The following is a 24,722-nucleotide window of genomic DNA, read 5'->3' on the forward strand; positions in this document are numbered from 1 at the left end:
CTCAGCGATCGACGCGGGCGCTACCGCCCCCGGCGAGCTTGAGGACCTCAGCCTTGGTGGCCATGGACGTGTCGCCGGGCGTGGTCATGGCGAGCGCGCCGTGGGCGGCACCGTATTCGAGGGCCGTCTGCAGGGGCTGGCCGTCGAGCAGGCCGAACGCCAGACCGGACGCGAAGGAATCCCCGCCCCCGACACGGTCGAAGATCTCCAGGCCTGGCCGCTGCGTCGACTGCAGCACACCAGTCTCCGCAGACCAGGCAATCGCCGCCCAGTCGTTGATCGTGGCGGTCTTGACCCCGCGCATCGTCGTGGCGATGACACCGAAGTTCGGGTAGGCCTTGGCCGCATTCGTGATCATCGCGGCGAAGCTCTCCAGGGGGAGCGCGCTGAGGTTCTCGTCGACGCCTTCGATCTCCAGCCCAAGGCTGGCGGTGAAGTCCTCCTCGTTGCCGATCATCACGTCGATGTGGGGCGCGATGGTGGTGTTGACCTCGCGCGCCTTCTCCAGGCCGCCGATGGACTTCCACAGGCTGGGACGGTAGTTGAGGTCGTAGGAGACGACCGTGCCGTACTTCTTGGCGGCGGTGACGGCCGCGATGACGGTGTCGGCGGCGTCGGTGGAGAGCGCCGCGTAGATACCGCCGGTGTGCAGCCACCGGACACCCAACTCCCCGAACAGGTAATCCCAGTCGACATCCTCGGGGCGCAGTTGAGCCGCCGCAGTGTTACCGCGGTCGGAGACCCCGACGGCGCCGCGAACACCGAAGCCGCGCTCGGTGAAGTTCAGGCCGTTGCGGACGGTTCGCCCGATGCCGTCGCTGGGACGCCACACGATGTGGCTGGCGTCCACGCCACCGGCCAGGATCATGTTCTCGACGAGATGGCCCACCTCGTTGTCGACGAGTGCGGTGACGACGCCGGCGCGCAGGCCGAAGGCGCGCGACAGGCCGCGGGCCACGTTGTACTCGCCGCCGCCCTCCCACACGTCAAAGGAACGGGCGGTGCGGATCCGGCTCGCGCCCGGATCCAGGCGCAGCATGACCTCGCCGAGGGAGACGACGTCGTAGCGGCACTCCTCGGCCGGCCGCAGGGTGATCGCCATGCTCAGGCCCCCTTCAGCGACGTGACGAGTTCGACGGCCTCACGGCACAGTCGCTCGATGGTGGCGAAGTCGCCCGCCTTGACGGCGTCGCGCGGGCACATCCAGGAGCCGCCGCAGGCGGGGATCGCGGGCACGGCCAGGTAGTCGGCGATGTTCTTGGGGCCGATGCCGCCGGTGGGCACGAACGTCAGGTCCGGGAAGGGTGCCGCGAGGGCCTTGATCGCCGGGACGCCGCCGGACGTCTCTGCGGGGAAGAACTTGACGGCGTCCAGGCCCAGATCGAGGGCGGTGACGATTTCGGTGGCGGTGGCGATCCCGGGCAGGACGGCGACGCCGAGTTCCTGGGCGCGGCGCACGACGGCGGGGCTCAGGCCAGCGGACACGATGTAGGTGGCGCCAGCTTCGACGGCGCGGTCGACCTGCTCGGCGGTGTGGACGGTGCCAGCGCCAAGAATGATGTCGGGATTGGTGGCCATGCGCGCGATCGCTTCAGCGGCGGCCGGGGTGCGGAAGGTGACCTCCGCGACCGGCAGGCCGCCGGCGACCAGCGCGTCGGCCAAGCCGGGGGCGCTGTAGGCGTCGTCGATGACGACAACCGGAATCAAAGAATGGCTAACGATGGGAGACAGACGGGCGTCCATCACGGTCCTCTCGAGACGGCAAGCGCTTTCCAAAGCACACTATCAGGCCCCTGCGCGACCAGGAATAGGTCGGGGCGAGGGGTATGCCCTCAGCTTATCGGACCTAGCTGCGGCAAGGGGGTTCAGCCGCGGTTCGCCCACGCCAGCCGCGCACCGGAGAGGTCCGCCCAGGTGCCCTCGAAGTCGATGCGGGCGACGGTGGCGGTAGGAAAGTGCGTACTCACGCGGGCGACGGCGTCGGGATCGCTGCCGGGGCCGGTGAGTTCGTCCACGAGGGCAGGAACGCCGGGAGCGTGGGCAACCAGCGCGGCAACCTGCACCGATGTCGCATCCAAGTCGGCCAGGGTGCGGGCGATCGTGACGGTAGAGGCGTCATAGAGGGCGTCGATCGACTCGACGGGGGCGCTCAGCCCCATTCCCTTGGCTGTCTCCTGGGCGCGATCGGCGGTGGAGGCCAGGATGATCTCGATGCCGGCGTGCGCCAGCATGTGGCCGAGCCGTGCGGCCTGCGCGAGCCCGCCGTCGGTGAGGCGGCGACCGCGATCGCCGCGTCCGTGGCCGGTGAACTCTGCCTCGCCATGCCGGATCAAAAACAGCCGCTTCATGGCGTCAAGGCTAGAGGTTTGCCGCTCAATGTCGGGCTAGGGCGGCCCGCTCGGGACGCTGTTGTGGCGTCCCGAGGGGTTCCCCCGTGCGTCGTCCCCCAAGGGACGAGGTCAGATGCCTCAGCGCCAGCCGAGGCCGGGCGCAACCATGGTCAGGATGTTGCCTAGGGCGCGCACGTTGTAGTCCACCCCGAGTTGGCTTGGGATGGTCAGCAAGAGGGTGTCGGCGGCCTGGATGGCCTCATCCTCGGCGAGTTCGGCGATGAGCTGGTCGGGCTCGGCGGCGTAGCTGCGTCCAAAGATGGCGGCCCCGTTGTCGAGTTGGCCGATCTGGTCGGAACTGCTGCGGTCGGCGCCGAAATAGCGACGATCCTCATCGTTGACCAGGGCGAAGATCGAGCGGCTCACCGAGACGCGCGGCTGGAAGTCGTGACCGGCCTCTTTCCAAGCGGCGCGGAACGCTTCGATCTGCTTGCGCTGCTGAACGTGGAACGGCTCCTCGGACTCGTGGTCTTTCAAGGTGGAGCTCATCAGGTTCATGCCCTGCTGAGCGGCCCAGACCGCGGTGGCATTGGATCCTGCGCCCCACCAGATCCGTCGACGCAGCCCGGGGGACTGCGGCTCGATGCCCAGGGGGCCTGCGTACGGGTTGGGGAACATCGGCCTCGGGTTGGGCTCGGCGAAGCGGGCCCCGTCGATGACCTTGAGGTAGGTCTCGGTGTTGGCCCTGGCGACGTCGGCCATGGTCATACCCTCAGGCGCGTCATAGCCGAAGTAGCGCCAGCCGTCGATGACCTGCTCGGGCGAACCGCGGCTCACGCCGAGTTGGAGCCGCCCTTCGGAGATGAGGTCGGCGGCGGCGGAGTCCTCGGCCATGTAGAGGGGGTTCTCGTAGCGCATGTCGATGACGCCGGTCCCGATCTCGATCGTGGACGTCTTCGCGCCGATGGCGGCCAGCAGCGGGAAGGGTGATCCCAGTTGGCGCGCATAGTGATGGACGCGGAAGTAGGCGCCGTCGACGCCGATCTCCTCGGCGGCCACGGATAGGTCGATCGATTGGTGGAGCACCTCGCTGGCGGAGCGCGTCCCGCTCTGCGGATGGGGGGACCAGTGTCCGAAGGACAAGAATCCAATCTTCTTCATGTTTCAACTAACGCCGGGGGTGGGGCGTTCATTCCCGACACCGTCAGCCGAGCGGCCCGGGGTCGGCGTTGGGGCGCCAGATCGCGACCGCGGCGGGGTCGGCCCACGGTGCCCCGGCCGCCGCAAATCCCTCCTGATGGTGCAAGGCCTGGTCCATCCAGTACTCGACGTCGTCGACGACCGGGTGTGCCGCCGAGCCTTCGCCTTCCCATGTCAGGTACTGCTCGGGGATCTGTACCGGAGCAGGTCGCAGTTGGGTTGCCTCCAAGACGCACATGAACCCGATCGTCTCCGCGAGCGGCACGAGGGCCGGCGCCCCCGTCTCGAGGTGATCGACGAAGTTCTCCAAGAGGTCGAGGCGCGGAAAGGTCTCGTGCGTGGTCCCCGCACGCGTATGAAGGTGCAGCACGTCGCGGGTGTATTCGTAGGTCGCGACGCCCTGGGTGCCCTCCAGGGTCACCACCGCGGTGCCTTGGCCAGGCGCGGCCAACGTCAACGCCGCGCACACTGGGGGCCCCTCGACGAGATCGATACGGACGAAGCTGGTGTCATCGGCCTCGATGTGGTGCGCATGGTAAAGCTCGGTGGTGATGGCCGTGATGCTGTCGGGCGTGGTGGCACCGGCCAGCCACAGCGCGGTGGCGATCGCGTGGGCGAGGGGATTGGTCACCACCCCATCGGCGACGCGGGCGCCGTCGAGGGTTCGGCGTCCGGCCCAACGGGCCCGTTCGTAGTAGCCGCGATCGCGCAGCCAGGCTCCACGGGCACTGATGCGGGTGAGGGTGCCCAGCGTGCCGTCCGTGGCGAGGTCACGCAGTCGGGTCACGCCGGCGGAGCCGAGGCTCTGGAAGCCAATCTGGACGTGGCGACCGGTCGCTCGCGCGACCTCCATCACCTGGGCGAACTCCGCCAGCGACGCGAAAGGAGGTTTCTCCAAGAACACGTCCGCTCCGGCCTGCAGCGCCTCGATCGCGAGGGGTGCGTGCGTGCCGATCGGTGTGGCGATGCTGACGATGTCGGGGGCGTGCTCGGTGAGCAGGTCGGAGAGGCTGGGGTACCAGGCGACGTCGCGATCGTTGAGGGGGCCGCCGGGGTCGGCGGTCGCGATGAGGGAGACGCGCCCGCTGGGAGTCAACCGGTCGATGCGCTCCAGGTGGATCGTGCCGAAGCCTCGGACGCCGACTTGCGCGATGGTTGTGCTGGGCACCGGTGCCTCCAAGCATGGGAATGCGTTTACCGGCCACCTTATCGCAGGGGGAGCTGACGCAGAGGTGGGTGGTGAAGGGCCGTCCGTGTGCCGGGCTCATCGAGGCTGCGTGCGGTAGGGGCGATGGATGTCTGCGTGCGCTGGCAGGATGTCCGTGTGGAGGAGACGGCGATTTTCGGTGCGGTGACGCTCGTGAGCGGCCCTGAGGCCCTGCTGGCCGAGCGGGCGATACGAAGCCTGACGCAGCGGGCCCTGGCCGAGCGTCCTGAGGCGTCGGTCACCACGCTGGAGGGCGCAGGTCTGGACGCGTCCGCCTTGGCACAGGCGACGACCGGGTCGCTGTTCGCCTCGGACGCCATCGTGATCATCAACCCGATTTCCGAGGTCCCGGCCGAGTTGTTCGACACTCTCGCGGGCTACGCGAAGACCCCGCAAAGCGATCTTGGTCTGGTGCTCGTGCATCCGGGGGGAGTCAAAGGCAAGCGCCTGCTGGACGCCTTGAAGAAGGCCAAGGTCGCCGTCGTGGACTGCCCCACGATCAAACCGTGGGAACTGGCCGGGTTTGCCATCAACGAGGCCCGGCGGGTGGGTGGGCGTATCGATCAAGGCACGGCGGCGCGTCTGGTGGAGGCGTTGGGCGCGGACGCGCGGGCGGTCGCCGGGGCCATTCGTCAGTTGCTGGCCGACTCCGATGATCGTGTCGTCACCGAAGCTGCGGTCCGGCGGTATTTCACGGGGCGGGCAGATGTGACGAGCTTCACCGTTGCCGATCACGTGATGGCGGGGCGTCGCAACGAGGCGCTCGGGGCGTTGCGGTGGGCCCTGGATACGGGTGTGGCTCCTGTGCTCGTGACCAGCGCGGTGGCCGCCGCGGTACGGCAGCAGGGTCGCTATAGCGACCTGGCGGGACAGCGCATGCGCGATGGCGATGTCGCTCGTGAGATCGGCGTTCCACCGTGGAAGGTGAAGGATCTGGTGCGGCACTCCCGGGACTGGACGGCGCGCGGCCTGGCGGATGCGCTGCAGCGGGTCGCGGTGGCGGATGCGGCGGTCAAAGGCTCGGCCGCCGACCCCGCGTTTGCCTTGGAGCGGATGGTGTTGGACGTCGCGGCCTTGCGGGGGCGGCGTCCCGAATCGGGCATGGGGCGCTGATTTGGGGCCGGGGCGCGGCACTGGTAAGCTTGTGGATCGCGTCCATAGTGGGCGCACCCCTTAGATCGAACCTGAACCGAAGGCTTGCCCGTGGCGAACATCAAGTCCCAGAAGAAGCGGATCCTCACGAACGAGAAGGCGCGTCTGCGCAACAAGGCCGTGAAGTCCGCTCTGAAGACGCACATTCGCAAGTTCCACGAGGCCGCCGAGGCCGGGGACGCTGCGAAGGCGCAGAAGCTGGCGCAGGTCGCGTGCCGTGAACTCGACGTGGCCGTCAGCAAGGGCGTCATCCACAAGAACCAGGCGGCCAACCGCAAGTCGGCCGTCGCTTCGGCTGCCGCCGCGCTCTGACGAACGTTTGCGACGTCGCCCCGCCGGGTAAGGCCGGGGCGACGTTGTGTCGTACCCGCATCCGGAGAGGGGGACGCGCGTGAGCGCGCCGCAGCCTGGGGCGACGCCCCCGCAGATCATCCGCAACTTCTGCATCATCGCCCACATCGACCACGGCAAGTCGACCCTGGCCGACCGGATGCTCCAACTCACCGGAGTGGTCGATGAGCGCTCGATGCGTGCGCAATACCTGGATCGGATGGATATCGAGCGCGAGCGCGGTATCACGATCAAGAGCCAAGCCGTCCGCATGCCCTGGCGGGTGGGTGAAACCGATTATGTGCTGAACATGATCGACACGCCCGGCCACGTCGACTTCACCTATGAGGTCTCCCGCTCGCTCGCGGCGTGCGAGGGTGCTGTCCTTCTGGTGGACGCCGCTCAGGGCATCGAGGCCCAGACGCTGGCCAACCTGTACCTGGCGATGGAAGCCGACCTCCAGATCATTCCGGTGCTGAACAAGATCGACCTGCCCGGCGCCCAACCGGAGAAGTACGCCGAGGAACTCGCCTCCTTGGTGGGCTGCGAGCCCGAAGACGTCTTCCGGGTATCCGGGAAGACCGGGGTCGGCGTCCCCGCGTTGCTGGACGCGATCGTCGCCCAGATCGACGCCCCCGTCGGGGAGGCGTCCGGTCCCGCACGCGCCCTCATCTTCGACTCGGTGTATGACACCTACCGCGGCGTCGTCACGTATGTGCGCGTCGTCGATGGGGAACTGAAGCATCGCGAGCGAGTCGCTATGATGTCGACGCGTTCCACACACGAACTGCTTGAAGTCGGCGTCATCAGCCCCGAACCGATTCCTGGCAAGGCTCTGGGCGTCGGCGAGGTCGGCTACCTCATCACCGGCGTCAAGGACGTACGGCAAAGCCGCGTCGGCGACACGGTGACGCTGCAGCACAACCAAGCCACCCAACCGCTCGCGTGCTACAAGAATCCCAATCCGATGGTGTACGCGGGCCTGTACCCCATCGACGGTGCGGACTTCCCCGAACTCCGCGAAGCCTTGGAGAAGCTCCAACTCAATGATGCGGCGCTGACCTACGAACCGGAGACCTCAGGCGCGCTGGGTTTCGGGTTCCGCATCGGCTTCCTGGGCTTGCTGCACATGGAGATCGTGCGCGAGCGTTTGGAACGCGAGTTCAATCTCGACTTGATCTCGACCGCACCCAACGTCGTCTACCGGGTCGTGATGGAAGACGGCAGCCAGCATCAGGTCACCAACCCCAGCGAGTTCCCTGAAGGCAAGATCGCCGAGGTGTGGGAGCCGGTCGTGCACGCGACGATCCTCACGCCAACCGACTACATCGGGACGATCCTCGAGTTGTGCCAGCAACGCCGGGGCCTGCAACGCGGTATGGATTACCTGTCGTCGGATCGCGTGGAGATTCGGTACACGCTTCCGCTGGCCGAGATCGTCTTCGATTTCTTCGATGCGCTCAAGAGCCGCACGAAGGGCTATGCGTCCCTGGACTACGACGAGGCGGGCGAACAGACCGCCGAGTTGGTGAAGGTCGACATCCTGCTCCACGGTGAGCCGGTGGATGCCTTCAGTTCGATCGTCCACAAGGACGCCGCCTACTCCTACGGGTTGGCGATGGCCAAGAAGTTGAAGGAACTCATCCCTCGCCAGCAGTTCGAGGTGCCCATCCAGGCGGCCATCGGGGCACGGGTCATCGCGCGCGAAACGGTGCGGGCGATGCGTAAGGACGTGCTGGCCAAGTGCTATGGCGGCGACATCAGCCGTAAGCGCAAGCTGCTGGAGAAGCAGAAGGAAGGCAAGAAGCGGATGAAGATGGTGGGCCGGGTCGAGGTGCCACAAGAGGCCTTCGTCGCGGCACTGTCCACCGGGGAGTCCCGCGAGCCCAAGTAGCGCGACCGGTCTGGGGTTCAGCTCTGCTCGTCGGCCTCGCGTGGTGGCTGGGGGCGGTGCACGATGATGACGCCCGAGTCCAGGTCGAGCGGGGGCGGGCCTGAGCCAGCCTGGTCGGTGCGATGCACCAGCACTTTCTGTAGTTCCTTGTGCTCGCGCCAGTGCCGCAGCCCTGGGTCGAGCACTTCGAGGAAGCTCATGGGCTCAGCCTAGGCCGGGCGCCGCGACGCTTCCAGGCATCACCGAGATCGCCGTGAGGTCACGTTCGCGGGCCTCGGCGAGGAACCGGATCAGGTGGTCTGTGAAATCGCCACGCGCCCCGAGCGTCTGTGGCTCCTTGTGGGTCGTTGTGGAATCTCCGCCCAGCAGCACTGCGGGGACGTCGCGCTCGATCATCATCGGAGTCCAGGCGCTGTGTTGGCCTTGCGATGCAGGCCCCACGCCGCCAATACGCCGCCGAGGATCCCACCCAGGTGGGCCTGCCACGAGACGCCGGGCAGTGTGGGGAACACCCCCCACAGCATGCCGCCGAAGAAGCCGAACACAGCCGCTGCGATGAGGATCTGCACCCAGTTGCGCGCGAAGAGGCCGCGCAGCAGCAGGTAGCCGAGCCACCCGAACACGAGCCCGGACGCGCCCGCCGTGACGCTGCCCGGTGCCGAAATGAGCCATGTGAGCAGCCCTGACACGACGATCGAACTCAGGGTGGCGACCCAAAACTCGCGCCGACCACTCATGCGGGTGAGCGTCCCCAACACCAGGAACGGGATCGTATTGGCCATGAGGTGACCGAACCCGAAGTGCAGGAAGGGCGCGGTGAAGATCTGCGGGAGTTCCCCGATGATCCGCGGGCTGACCCCCAGGCTGTCCAGGGCCCCGCCGGTCACCACGTCGATGCCCTCGAGAAGCCACATCAGGGCAAGCCAGCTGCCGACGAAGAAGAACGACGCGATGGGGCCAGGACGCCTGTCCACGACGAGCGGGTAGCCGGGGTAGGGGGTGAGGCCCTGAGCCGACGGGGTCGGGGCCGCCGCCGGGGGCTGCCAGGGGCCGGTCGGAATGCTCATGTCCTCTAGTGTGCCGGGTGGCCCCCAGCCGGGAATCAACTCCTAGGATGACCAGCATGAGCCTGTTCACCGTCTGGTACACCTACAGCGACGACACCGCCTTGCGCGACACGGTGCGTCCCGACCACCGAGCGTTCCTGGGGGAGTTGGCCGCTGAGGGCACCATCGTGTTGTCTGGGCCGGTCTCCTCGCCGGAGGGCGCCCCCGCTGCCGCGCTCCTGCTGGTGCGTGCCGACAGTGCCGATGATGCCCTGGCCCGGCTGTCCAACGACCCGTTCCAGGTCAACAGCGTCGTCGCACACATCGACGTGCGTGAGTGGACGCCGGTCCTGGGCGACCTGTTCGACGCGCTGTCTTGATGGCGTCGACCCGCGCCGACATCGGCATCATTGGCGGATCAGGGTTCTACTCGTTCCTTCCCGGCGGAAGCCGCGTCGAGGTGGAGACCCCGTTCGGGGCTCCCTCGGCCCCCATCACACTGGGGGAGATGGGCGGGCGCCGCGTCGCGTTCCTGCCCCGTCACGGCGAGCGGCACCAGTTCGCACCGCATCGCGTCAACTACCGGGCGAACCTGTGGGCGCTGAAGGCGCTCGGGGTTTCCCGCGTGCTGAGCGCCTGCGCGGTGGGTTCTCTCCAGCCGTCGCTCCAGCCGGGCACGTTCGTCGTCCCCGACCAGGTCGTCGACCGGACCTACCGCCCTGGACACACCGTGTGGGAAGCCGACGGCCCCGTCGTCCACGTCCCCTTCGCCGATCCGTACTGCCCCGCCACCCGGGAGGTGTTCCTCACCGCCGAGGGAGGGCAGGCGCCACTGATCGACGGCGGGACGATGGTCGTCATCAACGGTCCCCGGTTCTCCAGCAGGGCAGAGTCACAGTGGCATGCGGCTGCGGGCTGGTCGGTCGTGGGGATGACGGGCATGCCCGAGGCATCCATCGCCCGGGAACTCGCGCTGTGTTACGCGACCGTGTGCTGCGTCACCGATATGGACGCGGGCGCCGAGGGCGAGGCGGGGGTGCGAGCCGGTGACGTGAAGGCCGTGTTCGCCAGCAACATCGGACGTCTCAAGCGCCTCCTGGAGCGGGCGGTGACCGTGGAACCAGCCCAGGCCTGTGAGTGCGCGCACGCCGTGGACGGTTTGCCGCTGCCCTTCCCGCTGCCCACGGTGGGCGACGGGATCGGCCCGGTTCTGGGCTGACGCGTCGATGAGCCCATCCACCCTGCCGGAAGGGGAACCGGCACCCGCCGACGGCGCGTTGCCGCCCGAGGCGCTGGCCGGGCAGGCGTCGCGGCGGCTGTCGGCTTACCTCCACGTCCCGTTCTGCGCGACGCGTTGCGGCTACTGCGATTTCAACACCTACACCGCGGCCGAACTTGGGGCTGCGCCCGGGACGTCTCAACGCAGTTACCTGGATGCCATGGCCGCCGAAATGCGCCTGGCGGGGGGCGTCTTGGGGGAGCCGCGTCCCCTTCACACGGTGTTCTTCGGGGGCGGTACTCCCACTTTGTTGCCCGCCGACGATCTCGCGGGCCTGCTCCAGACGGCTCGCGACACGTTCGGGCTGGCCACAGACGCGGAGGTGACCACCGAAGCCAACCCAGATTCGGTGACCCCGGCCTACCTGGAGCGCCTGGTGGAGGCCGGGTTCACGCGGATCAGTTTCGGGATGCAAAGCGCTGTCCCGCACGTGCTGGCCCTGCTGGAACGCACCCATACCCCGGGTCGCGCGCTGGAGGCCGTCGGCTGGGCGCGGGCCGCAGGCTTCGCATCGGTCAGCGTGGACCTCATCTACGGGACGCCGGGGGAGTCGCTGCAGGATTGGCGTGCGTCGGTCGAGCAGGCCCTCTCGGCTGAGCCCGACCATGTCAGCGCCTACTCGCTCATCGTTGAGGAGGGCACCCGCTTTGCCGCGCGCGTCCGACGCGGTGAGGTCCCGCTGCCCCAAGAAGACGATCTCGCCGACAAGTACGACCTGGCAGACGCGTTGTTCCGGGAGGCGGGACTCTCCTGGTACGAGGTGTCCAACTGGGCCCGCCCCGGCCACGCATGCCGCCACAACCTCGCCTACTGGGTGGGTGACGACTGGTGGGGGTTCGGCCCCGGCGCCCACAGCCATATCGGGGGCGTCCGGTTCTGGAACGTCAAGCATCCGCGCACCTATGCGACGCGGCTGGGGCGCGGGGATTCCCCCGCCGCTGGGCGTGAGCGGCTCGACGCCGAGCAACGGCGAGTCGAGCGCGTCCTGCTGGAACTGCGGCTGCATCAGGGCCTACCGGAAACAGTGCTCACCCCCGCTGAACGACGCCGCCTGCCGGAACTTCAGCGGCGTGGCTGGCTCATCAGCGCCGGGGGATACGTCCGCGTCACGGAGGCCGGGCGACTGCTCGCCGACGCGGCCGTCCGCGACCTGCTCGACTGACGGCTGCCTGAGCCCCACGCCCCGCAGGCCCCCGTAGGCTGGGGGACCGTGAACCGCTATTCCTCTGACGTGCTCGCGAAGGGCTGGCAGCGGGCCAACAAGCCCTCGGCAACACCCACCCCCGTGTCGAAGGACCTGGTCTTGGAAGAACCCACCTCGGGGTTCGTCGGGGCCGTGGTCGGCTGGGAGAACGGCGTGGTCATCTTGGAGGATCGCCGTGGCAAGCGACGCAGCTTCCCCTTCGGCCCCAACTTTTGGCTCGATGGAGCACCGATCGACCTCACCGGGCCGACGCGCAGCGCGCCGAGCGCCCGCGACAAAGCACAGGAATACAACCGGACCCACACCGCCTCCGGCTCCCGGGTCGGCCCGGTCGAGAAGGCCAAGGTGGCGCTCCCGAGCCGCATCTACGTTGAGGGGCGGCACGACGCCGAACTCGTCGAGAAGGTGTGGGGTGCCGACCTGCGCCACGTGGGCGTCGTCGTGGAGTACCTGGGCGGTATCGACGACCTGCCCGCCATCGTCGCCGAGTTCGCCCCGGTGAAGGGGCGGCGCCTGGGCGTCCTGGTGGATCATCTGGTTCCGGGAACCAAGGAGTCGCGGATCGTCTCCCAGGTCAGCGGGGAGTACGTGTTCGTGACCGGGCACGAGTTCATCGACATTTGGGAAGCCGTCAAGCCTGAGCGTCTGGGGCTAGAGGCCTGGCCCCGTATCCCGCGCGGCACCGACTGGAAGCATGGCATCTGCGCGACGCTCGGCTGGCCGCACGAGTCCCAGGCTGACATCGCCACCGCGTGGAAGACCATCCTGGGACGGGTCCGGGGCTGGCAGGATCTTGATCCTCACCTACTCACGGAGGTCGAACGGTTGATTGACTTCGTCTCCGCCGACCACATCGACCGGGAGTCCTGATGCGCACCGACGACGTCAACGCCCTCATTCGCGAGGTGACCGAGCGCCTGATCCTGCCGCGGTTCCGCCATCTGGCACCCGACGAGGTGATACAGAAGCACCCGGGAGACCTGGTCACGGTCGCCGACCGCGAGGCTGAGGTGGCCCTCACCCAAGCCCTCCAGCGCGCCACCCCGGACGCGGTGATCGTGGGCGAAGAGGCGACGTTCGCTGATCCCACCACGCTGACACGACTGAACGGCGCCGACCATGCGTGGGTCATCGATCCCGTCGACGGCACCCGCAACTTCGCCCACGGCAGTGAGGACTTCGGCGTCATGCTTGCCGAGGTACGCGGCGGGCAAACCGTGCGCGGGTGGATCTGGCAGCCGCGCCACGACCAGTTCTTTGAGGTCGAGCGCGGGAGCGGAGCCACCTGCAACGGCGAGTCGCTGTCGCCGGTGCGGCCCCATGACGCGCCGTGGACGGCCGCCGTCTGGGGCACGCTCGAATCCGCCCATGACCCTCGCCTGCAGATGCGGCGGACGCGCGGGGCGTGCGCGATCGACTACCCGGCGTTGGCCCGCGGTGAGGTCGATGCGCTCGCCTACCGCTCCATTCACCCCTGGGATCACCTGGCCGGGGCCCTCCTGGTCACCGAACTGGGAGGCGTGTCCCGGGTGGACGGACGCCCCTACGGGCCTGGCGTCACCGGCGCGTTGATCGTGACGGCCAGTAGCGAACAGGCAGCGCAGGCAGTGGAAGATCTGGCCCGAACCTGAACCGGCGTCCACGGCGGCGTGGAGATCGGCACGCTGCACCAGGGCTGGAGCAGGTGTGCTGTGCTGGGGAACAGGTCGCCACTCAGCTTTGAAGCCGGGCGCAGCCGAGTGCTAGGCCAGCGCGGGTAGAGGCGGCCGACGCTCAGGTGAGCAAGCGCAGCGAACGGCTCGGGCGGCGTCCGGAGGCGGCGAGGCGCCGCATAGCGATCTCCATGAAGGCCTCGGACTGTTCCTGCGGCCAGGGCCACTCGCCGCCCTCGCGCCAGGAGCCCTGGGCGGGGGTGCGAGCATCGTAAAGTTCCTCGGCTTTGCCGCCGTACCAGGCCAGCTCAGCGCGCTGGGCGAAGGCGTCCTCACGGCTCATGGTCGGGCCATGCCCGGGCACGACGATCGAGTCCTTCCCGAGGGTGCCGAGCATCCCATCGAGGGTTTGGGGCCACTCGGAGGGCCACGTGTCCTCACCCGCCCAGGGGCCGCCGTCGCTTTCCAGAAGATCCCCGGCAAACACCACGGCGCGCTCGGGGATGAGCACCACCACATCGTGGTCGGTGTGGCCGCGACCAAAATGGACGACCTCGACGTAGCAGTCGCCCAAGTCCAGCGTCGTGGCCAGCGAGAAGGTCGTGGTGGGGGCGACGAGGTCATCGGGTGTGACGCCGAGGCTCTCACGTTGGTCGGCAGGGATCGGGGCGGCGTGCGCCGCAGCAAACAGGCCGCGGTGGGCCACCGAGGTGACGCCGGAGAATCCGCCCAGACCGAAGTAGTGATCGAAGTGGGCGTGCGTGATCACGACGTGGCGTACAGGAACCTCCCCGGCCACGTCCTGCGCTGCCGCCAGGATCGCTGCGCCTTGGGCGGGAGAACTGCCGGTGTCGATGACCAGGGCGGATTCTCGCCCCACCACCAACCCGATGGTGACGCAGGCGGGTTGCGCTTGGGCGAGGTAGACGCCGTCGGCGATGGCGGTGAAGGGACTGAGTTCGAACGTCACCGCGCCAACTTACCCGTCAGTCAGGGTGGTTCGACCCGTGATGCGGGATCATCTTCGGCCGTCGCGTATGCTGGCACTCGCGGCATCGGAGTGCCAGCACGCAGGAGGTGAGGGATGGACGATCGGAAACTGACGATTCTCAAGGCGATCGTCACCGACTACGTATCGAGCCGCGAGCCGGTTGGCTCGCAGGCGCTGGTACAACGGCACAACCTGCAGGTGTCCCCAGCGACGGTCCGCAACGACATGGCCGCCTTGGAAGACGAGGGGTACATCACCCAGCCCCACACCTCTGCGGGGCGCATCCCCACCGACAAGGGCTATCGCCTCTTCGTCGATCGCCTCTCCACCGTGAAGCCGCTGAGCGTGGCCGAGCGCCGGGCGATCCAGACGTTCATGGAGGGCGCCTTGGATGTGGAGGAGATCGTGCGTCGCTCCGTGGCTTTGCTGGCGAACGTCACCCGGCAGGTCGCCATCGTCCAGTACCCCTTGTTCTCCAGCGCCACGATCCGTCACGTGGACGTGCTCGCGTTGGGGGCCGGCCGAGGCTTGGTCATGGTGGTGTCCTCCAGCGGGACCATCGGGCAGCGGTTCGTGCCGCTGACCGACTCCGACGAGCAGCAGGTGTCACGGATCCGGGGCCGCATCGCCGAGCAGATCCTGGACCTCACCCACCGGGATGCCGCCGGGCGCCTTGCCGTAGGCGAGGACGCCGCCGAGTCGTCGACCGCGGACCTGTCGGGTCCCATCCTCGACGCGGTGCGCGACATCGTCTCCGAGGAGGCGGACGCGCGCGTCGCCGTCGCAGGGGTCCCGAACCTCACCCGATTCGGGGACCAATACGAGACCACGGTCAAACCGATGCTGGAGGCCCTCGAAGAGCAGGTGGTGCTGCTGCACCTGCTGGGCGAGTCGGCCAGCAACGATGTGCGCGTCCGGATCGGACGCGAAAACCCCTATGAGCCCTTCCAGGCCGCCTCCGTGGTGGCGTCGGGGTATGGGGACGACGCGACCTCCTGGGGGTCGCTGGGTGTCATGGGCCCCACCCGCATGGACTATCCCGCGGCGATCGCTTCGGTGCGCGCCGTGGCCCGTTACGTCGGTCGATTTTTGGCCGAAGGCTGAGCGACCTCCCGATTTGGTGAAGAACGAAGGACAACGTTGAGCGATCACTACGAGGTTCTGGGCGTGTCCCGGGACGCGAGCGGCGACGAGATCAAGCGCGCCTACCGCAAGCTGGCGATGAAGTACCACCCAGACGTCACCGATGAGCCGGGTGCCGCCGACAAGTTCAAGGAGATCGGCGAGGCGTACGCGGTCCTCTCCGACGCCAAGAAGCGTCAGATGTATGACCTCGGCGGGAACCCCCTCAGCGGCGGTGAAGCCGGGGGGATGGGCGGCTACGGCTTCCCCGGTGGTGCAGCGGGTTTCGACGTGGGTGGCCTGTTCGACGCCATGTTCGGCGCCCAGTCGTCGCGGGGCCCCCGCAGCCGCGTCCGGAAGGGACAAGATGCCCTGGTCAGGCTGAACCTGACCCTCGCCGAGGCGGCGTTCGGGGTCACCAAGCCGATCCGGGTGGACACGGCGGTCGTGTGTCCCACCTGTAGCGGAAAGGGGGCAGCCGACGGTGCGGAGCCGGTCACCTGCTCCACCTGTCACGGATCGGGGGATGTGCAGACCGTCCAGCGGTCATTCCTGGGCGACATTCGCACCGTGCAGCCGTGCCCGACCTGCCGTGGCTACGGCACGATCATCGAGCATCCGTGTGGCGAGTGCTCCGGTGAGGGCCGCGTCCGCTCGACGCGGACCATCAACGTGAAGATCCCCGCAGGCGTGAGCCCCGGGAACCGGGTCCATCTCGATTCGCAAGGCGAAGTGGGTCCTGGCGGCGGGCCCGCCGGTGACCTCTACGTCGAGCTGACCGTGAGCCCCCATGAGATCTTCAAGCGCGACGGCGACAACCTTGAAATGGTCGCCAAGCTTCCGATGACGGCCGCCGCGCTCGGCACCGAGGTGTGGATCCAAACACTGGAGGCCGACGTCGAAGGCACCTCGGAGGAGGAGGCCAAGGTGAAGCTCGAGGTGCCGGCTGGTACCCAATCCGGTGCTCGGCTCGTCGTGCCGGGCCGGGGGGTGCCGCGGCTGCGTGGCAGCGGGCGTGGCGATCTCGGCGTTACCCTGTTGGTGCAGACCCCGACCAGTCTTGATGACGCGCAGCGTGACCTCTTGCGGCAGTTGGCCCAGGAACGAAACGAGACGCGTCCCGAGGCGTCGGTGGCCCGCTCCGGCGGCAAGGGGTTCTTCGGACGCCTGAAGGACGCCTTCGCTGACTGACCCGACCCGCTGGCTGAGATCGAGGAGCCGATGACCGAAGCGCTGTTCCTGGCGGACCTGCATCACCCGCACGTCGGCGACACCGTCGCCCTGCGGGGCGAGGAGGGCCGTCATGCGGCCGCTGTGCGCCGTATCCGTGTCGGGGAGACCATCACTATCAGTGACGGGGCCGGGACGGGCGTCCGTGGCCCTGTGGTGGAGGCCGACAAGGCAAGCGTGACCATCGAGGTCGCCGAGGTGCTGTCCGCTGGCGTCCCGGACGTCCGCTACCACGTGGTGCAGGCGTTGGCGAAGGGCGATCGCTCCGAGCAGGCCGTGGAGATGCTGACCGAGATCGGTGCGGACCGGATCATCCCCTGGCAGTCGAGCCGGTCGGTTGTCCGCTGGACGCACGACCGCGAGGAACGTCAGCTGGGGCGGTGGCGTTCGACGGCACGCGAGGCCACCAAACAGAGCAGGCGCCTGCGGGTGCCGATCGTCACGGCGGCCATGCGCACCCGCGAACTAGTCGAGCTGATCCCGCAGACGACCGTGGCCCTGATCTTGCACGAGAGCGCAGCCACGACGTTGTCTGAGGTTGCGTTGCCGACATCTGGCGACGTCTTGGTCATCGTGGGGCCCGAAGGAGGGCTGACCGATGAGGAGGTCGAGGCCTTCACCCATGCCGGCGCCCACGCTGTGCTGGTGAGCGACGGCGTCTTGCGCACATCGACGGCGGGCGTGGTGGCCTTGGCGCAACTCCAGGCGTTGCAGCAGCGGGTGAGCAAGGCCAAATGACGCACGCTTCTTCCGCCGCTTTCGGCTTCGAGCCGGGGGCGGGGATCCCTGGCGGGCGCGGACGCACCGGCGTCATCACGACCCCACACGGCACGATCGCGACACCCGCGTTCGTCGTCGTGGGCACCAAGGCCACGGTCAAGGCCGTCTTGCCGGAATCCGTGGCCGACCTCGGGGCCCAAGCCGTGCTCGCCAACGCCTACCACCTGTACTTGCAGCCTGGTTCCGACCTGATCGATGAGGCGGGCGGCTTGGGCCGGTTCATGAACTGGCCGGGCCCCACCTTGACCGATTCAGGCGGCTTCCAGGTGATGAGCTTGGGCGTCGGTTTCAAGAAGGTGCTCGCCATGGACGCGACCGGCGTCACCAATGACGAGGTGATCGCGGCCGGCAAGGAACGCCTTGCCGTCGTCGACGAGGACGGGGTCACGTTCAAGAGTCACCTCAACGGGGACCGGCACCGGTTCACTCCCGAGGTCAGCATGCGCGTCCAGCACGAGTTGGGCGCCGACATCATGTTTGCCTTCGACGAGTTGACGACCCTGATGAATACGCGTGGCTATCAGGAAGAGTCGGTGGCCCGCACCCACCGGTGGGCGGCGCGCTGTTTGGCCGAGCATGCGCGGCTCACGGCGGCCCGCGCGCACAAGCCGTATCAAGCGCTGTTCGGTGTCGTGCAGGGCGCGCAGTACGAGGATCTTCGCCGCCAGGCCGCCCGCGGGCTGGCCGAGTTGGAGGTGGAGGGGCAGCGCTTCGACGGTTTCGGGCTGGGCGGGGCGCTGGAGAAGGAGAACCTCGGCACGATCGTGGGCTGGTGCGCCGACGAGCTTCCCGAGGACAAGCCCTGTCACCTGCTCGGAATCTCCGAGCCCGACGACTTCTTCGCGGCTATTGAGAATGGCGCCGACACGTTCGATTGCGTCAACCCGTCGCGTGTGGCGCGTAACTCGGCCGTCTACACCGGTGATGGGCGCTACAACTTGCTGGCGGCGTCCCACCGTCGCGCGTTCGCCCCCATCGAGGAGGGCTGCGACTGCTACACGTGCGCCCACTACACGAAGGCCTACCTGCACCACCTGTTCAAGGCGAAAGAGATGCTGGCCTCCACGCTGGCGACGATTCACAACGAGCGCTTCACCGTACGGCTGGTCGACGACATCCGCGCGGGCATCGTGGCCGGTGACTTCGCCGCCCACAAAGAGGAGTTCCTCGGCCGGTTCTACGCCCGCAGTCGGCGGTCATGATCGCGTGGGGAGCCCGCACCGATGTGGGGTGCGTCCGGGCGGGCAACGAGGACTCCTACCTGGCCACCGACGGGTTGTGGCTGGTCTCCGACGGGATGGGCGGTCACGCGGCCGGTGAGGTCGCCAGCCGGATCGTCATCGACGCCTTCGTCCCTTTGGCCCGTCGTACCACCGTGCGGGTGGCCGATCTGGTGGCCGCCGTCCACTGTGCCCATGCCGCCGTGTGTGACTACGGGGCCAGCCATCTGGAGGCTCGTGGGCTGGGCGCCACGGTGACCGGGGTCGCGCGCGTGGTGGTGGCGGGCCAGCCCATGTGGGCGATCCTCAACGTCGGGGACAGCCGCGTCTACCGCCTCACTGACGCGCTGTTAAGGCGCGCCACCGTCGACCACTCCGAAACCGAGGAGTTGATCCTTGAGGGCGTCATCTCGGTCGAGGAGGCGCGGACCCATCACGCCCGCAACGTGATCACCCGCAGCGTGGGACAAGGCGATGCCCTGCAGCCGGACCTGTGGCTGCTTCCCAGCGCCCCCGCCGAACGGTTCGTGGTGTGTTCGGACGGGCTGAACTCGGAACTGCGGGACGACGACATCCGCACCATCTGCCGCGAGCATCCCGCACCCCAGGACGCGGCGGATGCGCTGGTCGAGGCCGCTTTGGCCTCCGGTGGCCGCGACAACGTGACGGTGATCGTCCTCGACGCGGTCTCACCGGCCTGAGTCGGCGTCCTCGCGTCGCTTGACGGCCGCGATGACCCGATAGGTCAGCGGCAGGAGCACCGCTTCCACCCCGACCTTGTAGACGAAGCCTACGGCGATGTAGTTGATCAGGGCAGGCAGCGGAATCGAGCCACCGCCCATCCAGACGCCCAACGGCCCGAAGGCGATCGTGCAAAACACCAGCGTGTCCACGAACTCGCCTGCCACGGTCGAGGTCAGCAACCGGACCCACAGGCGGCTCTCGCCGGTGCGGCGCTTGATGACGACCAGCACCCAGGCGTTGAGCAACTGGCCCAGCAGATAGGCCACCAGGCTGGCCACCACGATCCGGGGAACGAAGCCCAGCACCGAGACCCAGGCGTCCTGCAGCGTCCAATCCGAGGCGGGGGGTGCCATGCCCACGACGAGGAAGGTGACGCTCATCAAGGCCGACATAGCGAAGCCCAGCACGATGGCGCGGCGGGCCTGACGCAGGCCGTACACCTCCGCGAGTACGTCGCCCAGGATGTAGGTGAGCGGGAATAGCACGGCGCCGCCGTCGGTGACGAGCGGGAGGATCTGAACTCCCCCCAGCGAGAAGTGCGGCCCCAACTCGATCAGCTTGGTCGCCGCCACATTCGCGATCAGCAACAACGCGACGAAGCTGGCCACGACGAGATCGGTCAGCCCTCGGGGCGGGCGCTCGGCGGGCATGGGGCGCGAGGAAGGGGCGTCGGTCACGGGCCCGCATGCTATACCCCCGGGCGGTTCTTTGCCTGCTGGGTGGCCGTGGTGTTGGGCGCCGCGGGGCTGCTGACGGCGAGGCGCGATGGTGGCAAGATCGGTGCATGAGCGACGAAGAGATCACGATCACCGACGATGGTCCTGACACCATCGACCAGCTCCAGCCGGACGAGACGCTCATCGATCGGGGCGTCGATGACGTCCTCGACGAGGGCTACATCCCTCCCGACCATTGGTCGCCGGGGATGGGATTCGGCAACACGCCCGCCGAGGCCCACCAAGGCGAGACGCTCGAAATGCGCGTCGCCCAAGAGGTCCCCGAGGCGAGCGGCCCTGACGAGACGCCTTGGAACCCCGATGGCGAAGCACGTGAGGTCGGCAGCGTTCGCGCCGGACGCCTGGTCGACGCCAACCACGGCGAACAGGGGGTGGATACCACCAGCGAGGCGGTCGCGTTCGCGGTCGGCATCGATGGGGGAGCGGCCAGCGCGGAAGAGGCGGCCATGCACATCATCGAGCCTGACGACGACGAGGACATCGTCTGAGCGAGCGGCCAACTAGACTGGTGGCCTTGCCGGACGCCGCGTTCGGCATCCCACCCAACATGGAGGAAAGACCCTGTCGTCCCAGACACAACCCGGCCGTGACGCTGCCCGCCAGGTGAGCGTTCCCGCTTCGATTCCGATGGTGTCCATCGTCGGGCCACACGACGAATTCCTGCGCACGCTTGAGGCTCACCTCGACGCCGACGTGCACGTCCGCGGCAACGAGGTGACGTTCACCGGGTCCGCCGAGGCAGTGACCCGGGCCGCGGACGTCCTCACCGAACTCATCACGATCGTGCGCACGGGCCAGGGGCTCACCGCAGACGCCGTCGAGCGCGTCGTCGGCATGGCCGCCGATCCCGACACGCACGCCGCAGAGATCCTGACGCAGAACATCTTGTCCACGCGGGGCAAGACGATTCGGCCCAAGACGCTGAACCAGAAGCGCTACGTCGACGCGATCGACACGCACACCGTCGTGTTCGGCATCGGCCCGGCCGGTACCGGCAAGACGTACCTGGCGATGGCCAAGGCCGTCCAGGCGCTCCAGGCCAAAGAGGTGAACCGCATCATCTTGACCCGTCCCGCCATCGAGGCGGGGGAGCGTCTCGGGTTCCTTCCGGGCACGCTCAACGACAAGATTGACCCCTACGTGCGCCCCCTCTACGACGCGCTGCACGACATGGTCGATGCAGAGTCGGTTCCCAAACTGCTGACGGCGGGCACCATCGAGGTCGCTCCCTTGGCCTACATGCGCGGGCGGACGCTCAACGACGCGTTCATCATCCTCGACGAGGCGCAGAACACGTCGATGGAGCAGATGAAGATGTTCCTGACTCGCCTGGGGTTCAACTCGAAAATGGTCGTCACGGGCGACATCACGCAGGTCGACCTCCCCGGTGGCACCAAGTCCGGGCTGCGGGAGGTCCAGGGGATCCTCGACGGCGTCGACGACATCGCCTTTTGCCAACTCACCAACCAGGACGTGGTGCGGCACCGGCTGGTCGGGCGCATCGTCGCCGCCTACGACCGCTACGACGCGGTGCAACCGCAACGCGGGCAGTCCGCCCGTCAGCAGGGCCGTCGGGTGGCCCGCCACGCCGGGCAACGCCGGGCCAACGAGTCGGGAGAGACAGCATGATCGACATCAACAACGAGTCAGGAGTCGAAGTCGACGAGGTGCGCCTCGTGCGGCTGGCCGCCTTCGCGCTGCACGAGTTGCGCATTCACCCGCAGGCCGACCTTTCGATCCTGCTGGTCGATGAGACCACCATGGCGGACTATCACGTCCGGTTCATGGATCTGCCTGGGCCCACCGACGTGCTGAGCTTCCCCATGGATGAACTGCGTGCCCCCCGCGACGATGAGGATCCGCCGCTGGGCTTGCTCGGCGACATCGTCTTGTGCCCGACCGTCACGGCCGCCCAGGCTGCCGACAACGGGCGCAGCCCCGAGGGGGAGGCCGATTACCTGCTGATCCATGGGCTGTTGCATCTGCTGGGGCACGACCACGCCGAGCCCGAGGAGAAGCGCGTCATGTTCGGCCTCAACGATCGGATCATCGCGGCCTGGGACGCCTCACGCGCCGCTTGACGCCGTTCGGCCACCGACGGGGCGGTGGGTGGCCGTTGCCTCGGTGCTGCGCTCGTGGGGGTGGCGGCTGCGCGCCGCTAGAATGGCGCGCATCGCCGAGAAGGAGTCGTGAGTAACCCTGTTAACCCAAACCGAGTGGATCCTGCTCGCCATCGCGCTCGTGTGCGTCGTGCTGGCCTGTTTCCTGACGTCGATCGAGTCGGCGCTGCAGTCCTTCAGCAAGTCACGAGCCGAAGCCCACGTCAAGGACGGTAAGCGGGGCGCCGAGCGCCTCCTGCAGATCATGCAGGATCCCGCGCCCTACCTAAACACGGCCCTGTTCTTGCGGGTGCTTACCGAGATCAGCGCTGTCGTGCTGCTGGGCGTCGTCGTGTTCGATCATTTCTCCGCGCTGTGGGAGCAACTGCTGTTCACCATCGGCCCCATGCTGGTGGTGTCGTTCGTCCTCATCGGGGTTGCAGCCCGGACGCTGGGGCGCCAGAAGGCCGACCAGATCGCGCTGCGCAGCACGGGCCTGATCTCCGCCCTGACGACCGTCATCGGCCCCATTCCGCAGATCCTCATCATCATCGGGAACGCGATCACGCCTGGGCGCGGCTTCACCGATGGGCCCTTCACCTCCGAAGCCGAGTTGCGCGAGATGGTGGACATGGCCGAGGCGTCCGACCTCATCGAGGCGGGCGAGCGGCGCATGATCCACTCGGTCTTCGAACTGGGTGACACGATCGTGAAGGAAGTGATGGTTCCGCGCACCGAGATGGTGTGGGTCGAGAAGGACAAGACGCTCCGCCAGGGCTTGTCCTTGGCGCTGCGTTCCGGATTCTCGCGCATCCCGGTCATCGGTGAGGACGTCGACGATGTGTTGGGCGTGCTCTACCTCAAGGACGTCATCCGTCGCACCTACGACAACCCGAACGCTCAGGCGACCGAAAACGTCGCGTCGCTCATGCGGGCCCCCATCTTCTGCCCCGACAGCAAGCCGGTCGACGAACTCCTCAAAGAGATGCAGTTGACCCGTAGCCATGTCGTGATCGTGGTGGACGAGTTCGGCGGCACCGCCGGGCTGGCGACGATCGAGGACATCTTGGAGGAGATCGTCGGCGAGATCGTCGACGAGTTCGATGAAGAGATCGCTCCCGTCGTCCGCCTCGCCGATGGGCGCTTCCGCGTGAGCTCACGGCTGCCGGTCGACGAACTGGGCGAGTTGTTCGGCTTGAGGGTTGACGATGACGACGTCGACACTGTGCTCGGCCTCATGGCCAAGGAACTCAACAAGGTTCCGATCGCCGGCTCGGTCGTCGATTGGGAGGGCATCGAACTCGTGGCCGAACGGGCCTCGGGGCGCCGCCACTCGATCCAAACTGTCGTCGCAGGCCTCATCGAGGACGCTGGCGACAGCGACGCGGCCGTGGAGGCCACCGTGGAGTTGGCGGCGTCAGCCAAGAAGGACCGCCGCCACCACGACCAACCTGACACCGCCTCGGCGGCAGGGGAGGAGTCATGAACGCATCATCCGATATCCACGACGATCCGGACCTGGATCCCGACGAGGCGGCTCTGGTTGCTTCGGCAGGCGGGGCCGCGGCGATTTCCTGGGAGGCCCCGGAGGGGTTCCGTTCGGGGTTTGCCTGCTTCGTGGGGCGACCCAACGCGGGCAAGTCCACCCTGACGAACGCCATCGTGGGGGAGAAGATCGCCATCACCTCCAGCAAGCCGCAAACGACCCGGCGCATCATCCGCGGCATCGTGAACCGCCCGGATGCGCAGCTTGTCCTCGTCGACACCCCCGGCCTGCACCGCCCGCGCACCCTGCTGGGTGAGCGGCTCAACGACCTCGTGTACGAAACGTGGTCCAGCGTGGACGTCATTGGCGTGTGCCTGCCGTGCAACCAGCGTATCGGGCCCGGGGATGAGTTCCTCCTCAAGGAGATCTCCGAACTGCCGCGACGCCCCAAGCTGGTCGCTTTGGCCACCAAGACCGACCTGGTCAGCCGCGAGCGCATCGGGCAGCACTTGATGAAGATTGCCTCGATGGAGGAGCAACTTGGCCTTCACTGGGAGGCCATCGTTCCGGTTTCGGCTCTGACCGACGACCAGGTCGACATCGTCGTGGACGAACTGGTGTCGCTGCTGCCCGCCGGTCCGGTGCTGTTCCCCGATGACGAGGTGACCGATGAGCCGGTCGAGACGCGTATCGCGGAGTTGATTCGTGAGGCGGCCTTGGAGGGGGTCAGCGACGAGTTGCCGCACTCCATCGCCGTGATCATCGACGAGATGCGTCCCCGAGAGGGGCGCCCCGCCGACAAGCCGATGATGGACGTGTTCGCCTCCATCGTCGTGGAGCGAGACAGCCAAAAGGGCATCATCATCGGGCACCGTGGTGAACGACTCAAAGAGGTGGGCCGTGTCGCACGGCTGCAGGCGCGCGACCTGCTCGGCATGCCCGTTCACCTTGCCATTCACGTCAAGGTGATGCCCGAATGGCAGCGGGATGCGAAGTACCTCAACCGCCTAGGCTTCTAG

Annotated in this window: 28 protein-coding genes; 18 read left to right on the forward strand and 10 right to left on the reverse strand. The window is 67.7% G+C overall.

Annotated elements, in window-relative coordinates; genetic code table 11:
* Position 1: 1 nt before the first annotated feature.
* The 5 genes from C1706_RS13005 to C1706_RS13025 all read right to left on the reverse strand — a co-directional run bounded on the left by C1706_RS13005 (position 2) and on the right by C1706_RS13025 (position 4,698).
* A complete protein-coding gene (locus C1706_RS13005) occupies positions 2–1,108 on the reverse strand; it encodes a sugar kinase (RefSeq protein ID WP_206661140.1) in 1,107 nt (368 codons plus the stop codon).
* Positions 1,105–1,746 carry a bifunctional 4-hydroxy-2-oxoglutarate aldolase/2-dehydro-3-deoxy-phosphogluconate aldolase gene (locus C1706_RS13010; protein WP_206661139.1) on the reverse strand — a complete coding sequence of 214 codons (642 nt, stop codon included), beginning with the start codon at positions 1,744–1,746 and terminating at the stop codon, positions 1,105–1,107. The genes C1706_RS13005 and C1706_RS13010 overlap by 4 nt, the downstream gene beginning before the upstream one ends.
* A 119-nt stretch (positions 1,747–1,865) precedes the next feature.
* Positions 1,866–2,348 carry a SixA phosphatase family protein gene (locus tag C1706_RS13015; RefSeq protein ID WP_129459677.1) on the reverse strand — a complete coding sequence of 161 codons (483 nt, stop codon included), beginning with the start codon at positions 2,346–2,348 and terminating at the stop codon, positions 1,866–1,868.
* Between the two features lie 120 nt (positions 2,349–2,468).
* Positions 2,469–3,491: an LLM class flavin-dependent oxidoreductase gene (locus tag C1706_RS13020; protein WP_129459678.1), complete on the reverse strand. Its 1,023-nt coding sequence runs from the start codon at positions 3,489–3,491 to the stop codon at positions 2,469–2,471.
* A gap of 43 nt (positions 3,492–3,534) precedes the next feature.
* Positions 3,535–4,698, reverse strand: coding sequence for a Gfo/Idh/MocA family protein (locus C1706_RS13025; protein ID WP_129459679.1), 1,164 nt, complete (start codon positions 4,696–4,698; stop codon positions 3,535–3,537).
* Positions 4,699–4,833: 135 nt separating this feature from the next.
* Between C1706_RS13025 and holA the strand changes: the two genes are divergently transcribed.
* The 3 genes from holA (at position 4,834) to lepA (ending at position 8,113) form a co-directional block, all read left to right on the forward strand.
* Complete coding sequence (gene holA, locus C1706_RS13030; protein WP_241653572.1) at positions 4,834–5,850, forward strand: DNA polymerase III subunit delta; 1,017 nt, start codon at positions 4,834–4,836, stop codon at positions 5,848–5,850.
* A gap of 90 nt (positions 5,851–5,940) precedes the next feature.
* A complete protein-coding gene (gene rpsT / locus C1706_RS13035; RefSeq protein WP_129459680.1) occupies positions 5,941–6,201 on the forward strand; it encodes a 30S ribosomal protein S20 in 261 nt (86 codons plus the stop codon).
* A 79-nt stretch (positions 6,202–6,280) separates the two neighbouring features.
* The gene (gene lepA / locus C1706_RS13040; RefSeq protein ID WP_129459681.1) at positions 6,281–8,113 is read left to right on the forward strand and encodes a translation elongation factor 4; all 1,833 of its coding nucleotides are present in this window, start codon (positions 6,281–6,283) and stop codon (positions 8,111–8,113) included.
* 17 nt (positions 8,114–8,130) lie between these two features.
* Here the strand turns inward: lepA and C1706_RS13045 are convergent, their stop codons facing one another.
* The 3 genes from C1706_RS13045 to C1706_RS13055 are packed head-to-tail and all read right to left on the reverse strand — an operon-like array spanning position 8,131 to position 9,180.
* Positions 8,131–8,313 carry a DUF6191 domain-containing protein gene (locus tag C1706_RS13045; protein WP_129459682.1) on the reverse strand — a complete coding sequence of 61 codons (183 nt, stop codon included), beginning with the start codon at positions 8,311–8,313 and terminating at the stop codon, positions 8,131–8,133.
* Positions 8,314–8,317: 4 nt separating this feature from the next.
* A complete protein-coding gene (locus tag C1706_RS13050) occupies positions 8,318–8,509 on the reverse strand; it encodes a hypothetical protein (RefSeq protein WP_129459683.1) in 192 nt (63 codons plus the stop codon).
* The gene (locus tag C1706_RS13055; protein WP_129459684.1) at positions 8,509–9,180 is read right to left on the reverse strand and encodes a rhomboid family intramembrane serine protease; all 672 of its coding nucleotides are present in this window, start codon (positions 9,178–9,180) and stop codon (positions 8,509–8,511) included. Before C1706_RS13055 ends, C1706_RS13050 begins: the two co-directional genes overlap by 1 nt.
* Before the next feature lie 56 nt (positions 9,181–9,236).
* Here C1706_RS13055 and C1706_RS13060 point away from each other — a divergent pair, with 56 nt between their 5' ends.
* Genes C1706_RS13060 through C1706_RS13080 form a run of 5 tightly spaced genes read left to right on the forward strand, consistent with a single transcriptional unit; the run spans position 9,237 to position 13,273 of the window.
* On the forward strand, positions 9,237–9,539 hold the full coding sequence (locus C1706_RS13060; RefSeq protein WP_129459685.1) for a YciI family protein: 303 nt from the start codon (positions 9,237–9,239) through the stop codon (positions 9,537–9,539).
* On the forward strand, positions 9,539–10,378 hold the full coding sequence (locus C1706_RS13065) for an S-methyl-5'-thioadenosine phosphorylase (RefSeq protein ID WP_129459686.1): 840 nt from the start codon (positions 9,539–9,541) through the stop codon (positions 10,376–10,378). The genes C1706_RS13060 and C1706_RS13065 overlap by 1 nt, the downstream gene beginning before the upstream one ends.
* A gap of 7 nt (positions 10,379–10,385) precedes the next feature.
* Entirely contained in the window at positions 10,386–11,600 is a 1,215-nt protein-coding gene (gene hemW, locus C1706_RS13070) for a radical SAM family heme chaperone HemW (RefSeq protein WP_129459687.1), read from the forward strand.
* Between the two features lie 48 nt (positions 11,601–11,648).
* On the forward strand, positions 11,649–12,512 hold the full coding sequence (locus C1706_RS13075) for a DUF3097 domain-containing protein (RefSeq protein WP_129459688.1): 864 nt from the start codon (positions 11,649–11,651) through the stop codon (positions 12,510–12,512).
* Complete coding sequence (locus tag C1706_RS13080) at positions 12,512–13,273, forward strand: inositol monophosphatase family protein (protein ID WP_129459689.1); 762 nt, start codon at positions 12,512–12,514, stop codon at positions 13,271–13,273. The genes C1706_RS13075 and C1706_RS13080 overlap by 1 nt, the downstream gene beginning before the upstream one ends.
* 142 nt (positions 13,274–13,415) lie before the next feature.
* Here the strand turns inward: C1706_RS13080 and C1706_RS13085 are convergent, their stop codons facing one another.
* Positions 13,416–14,264 carry an MBL fold metallo-hydrolase gene (locus C1706_RS13085; RefSeq protein ID WP_129459690.1) on the reverse strand — a complete coding sequence of 283 codons (849 nt, stop codon included), beginning with the start codon at positions 14,262–14,264 and terminating at the stop codon, positions 13,416–13,418.
* 114 nt (positions 14,265–14,378) lie between these two features.
* Here C1706_RS13085 and hrcA point away from each other — a divergent pair, with 114 nt between their 5' ends.
* The 5 genes from hrcA to C1706_RS13110 are packed head-to-tail and all read left to right on the forward strand — an operon-like array spanning position 14,379 to position 19,338.
* A complete protein-coding gene (gene hrcA, locus C1706_RS13090) occupies positions 14,379–15,389 on the forward strand; it encodes a heat-inducible transcriptional repressor HrcA (RefSeq protein WP_129459691.1) in 1,011 nt (336 codons plus the stop codon).
* A gap of 36 nt (positions 15,390–15,425) precedes the next feature.
* Entirely contained in the window at positions 15,426–16,598 is a 1,173-nt protein-coding gene (gene dnaJ / locus C1706_RS13095; protein ID WP_129459692.1) for a molecular chaperone DnaJ, read from the forward strand.
* 30 nt (positions 16,599–16,628) lie between these two features.
* Positions 16,629–17,375, forward strand: coding sequence for a 16S rRNA (uracil(1498)-N(3))-methyltransferase (locus C1706_RS13100; RefSeq protein WP_129459693.1), 747 nt, complete (start codon positions 16,629–16,631; stop codon positions 17,373–17,375).
* Complete coding sequence (tgt, locus tag C1706_RS13105) at positions 17,372–18,619, forward strand: tRNA guanosine(34) transglycosylase Tgt (protein WP_129459694.1); 1,248 nt, start codon at positions 17,372–17,374, stop codon at positions 18,617–18,619. Before C1706_RS13100 ends, tgt begins: the two co-directional genes overlap by 4 nt.
* On the forward strand, positions 18,616–19,338 hold the full coding sequence (locus C1706_RS13110; protein WP_129459695.1) for a PP2C family protein-serine/threonine phosphatase: 723 nt from the start codon (positions 18,616–18,618) through the stop codon (positions 19,336–19,338). Before tgt ends, C1706_RS13110 begins: the two co-directional genes overlap by 4 nt.
* Here the strand turns inward: C1706_RS13110 and C1706_RS13115 are convergent.
* Complete coding sequence (locus C1706_RS13115) at positions 19,327–20,058, reverse strand: queuosine precursor transporter (protein WP_241653573.1); 732 nt, start codon at positions 20,056–20,058, stop codon at positions 19,327–19,329. The two genes, C1706_RS13110 and C1706_RS13115, sit on opposite strands and share 12 nt — an antisense overlap.
* A 107-nt stretch (positions 20,059–20,165) precedes the next feature.
* Here C1706_RS13115 and C1706_RS13120 point away from each other — a divergent pair, with 107 nt between their 5' ends.
* The 5 genes from C1706_RS13120 (at position 20,166) to era (ending at position 24,722) form a co-directional block, all read left to right on the forward strand.
* Positions 20,166–20,606 carry a DUF5709 domain-containing protein gene (locus C1706_RS13120; protein ID WP_129459696.1) on the forward strand — a complete coding sequence of 147 codons (441 nt, stop codon included), beginning with the start codon at positions 20,166–20,168 and terminating at the stop codon, positions 20,604–20,606.
* Positions 20,607–20,745: 139 nt separating this feature from the next.
* Positions 20,746–21,747, forward strand: a complete 1,002-nt coding sequence (locus C1706_RS13125; protein WP_129459709.1) for a PhoH family protein — start codon at positions 20,746–20,748, stop codon at positions 21,745–21,747.
* Positions 21,744–22,199: an rRNA maturation RNase YbeY gene (ybeY, locus tag C1706_RS13130; protein ID WP_129459697.1), complete on the forward strand. Its 456-nt coding sequence runs from the start codon at positions 21,744–21,746 to the stop codon at positions 22,197–22,199. Before C1706_RS13125 ends, ybeY begins: the two co-directional genes overlap by 4 nt.
* A 118-nt stretch (positions 22,200–22,317) precedes the next feature.
* Complete coding sequence (locus C1706_RS13135) at positions 22,318–23,703, forward strand: hemolysin family protein (protein ID WP_129459698.1); 1,386 nt, start codon at positions 22,318–22,320, stop codon at positions 23,701–23,703.
* Complete coding sequence (gene era, locus C1706_RS13140) at positions 23,700–24,722, forward strand: GTPase Era (protein ID WP_129459699.1); 1,023 nt, start codon at positions 23,700–23,702, stop codon at positions 24,720–24,722. Before C1706_RS13135 ends, era begins: the two co-directional genes overlap by 4 nt.

The organism is Propioniciclava flava, from assembly GCF_004126535.1.
Classification (GTDB): Bacteria; Actinomycetota; Actinomycetes; order Propionibacteriales; family Propionibacteriaceae; genus Propioniciclava; species Propioniciclava flava.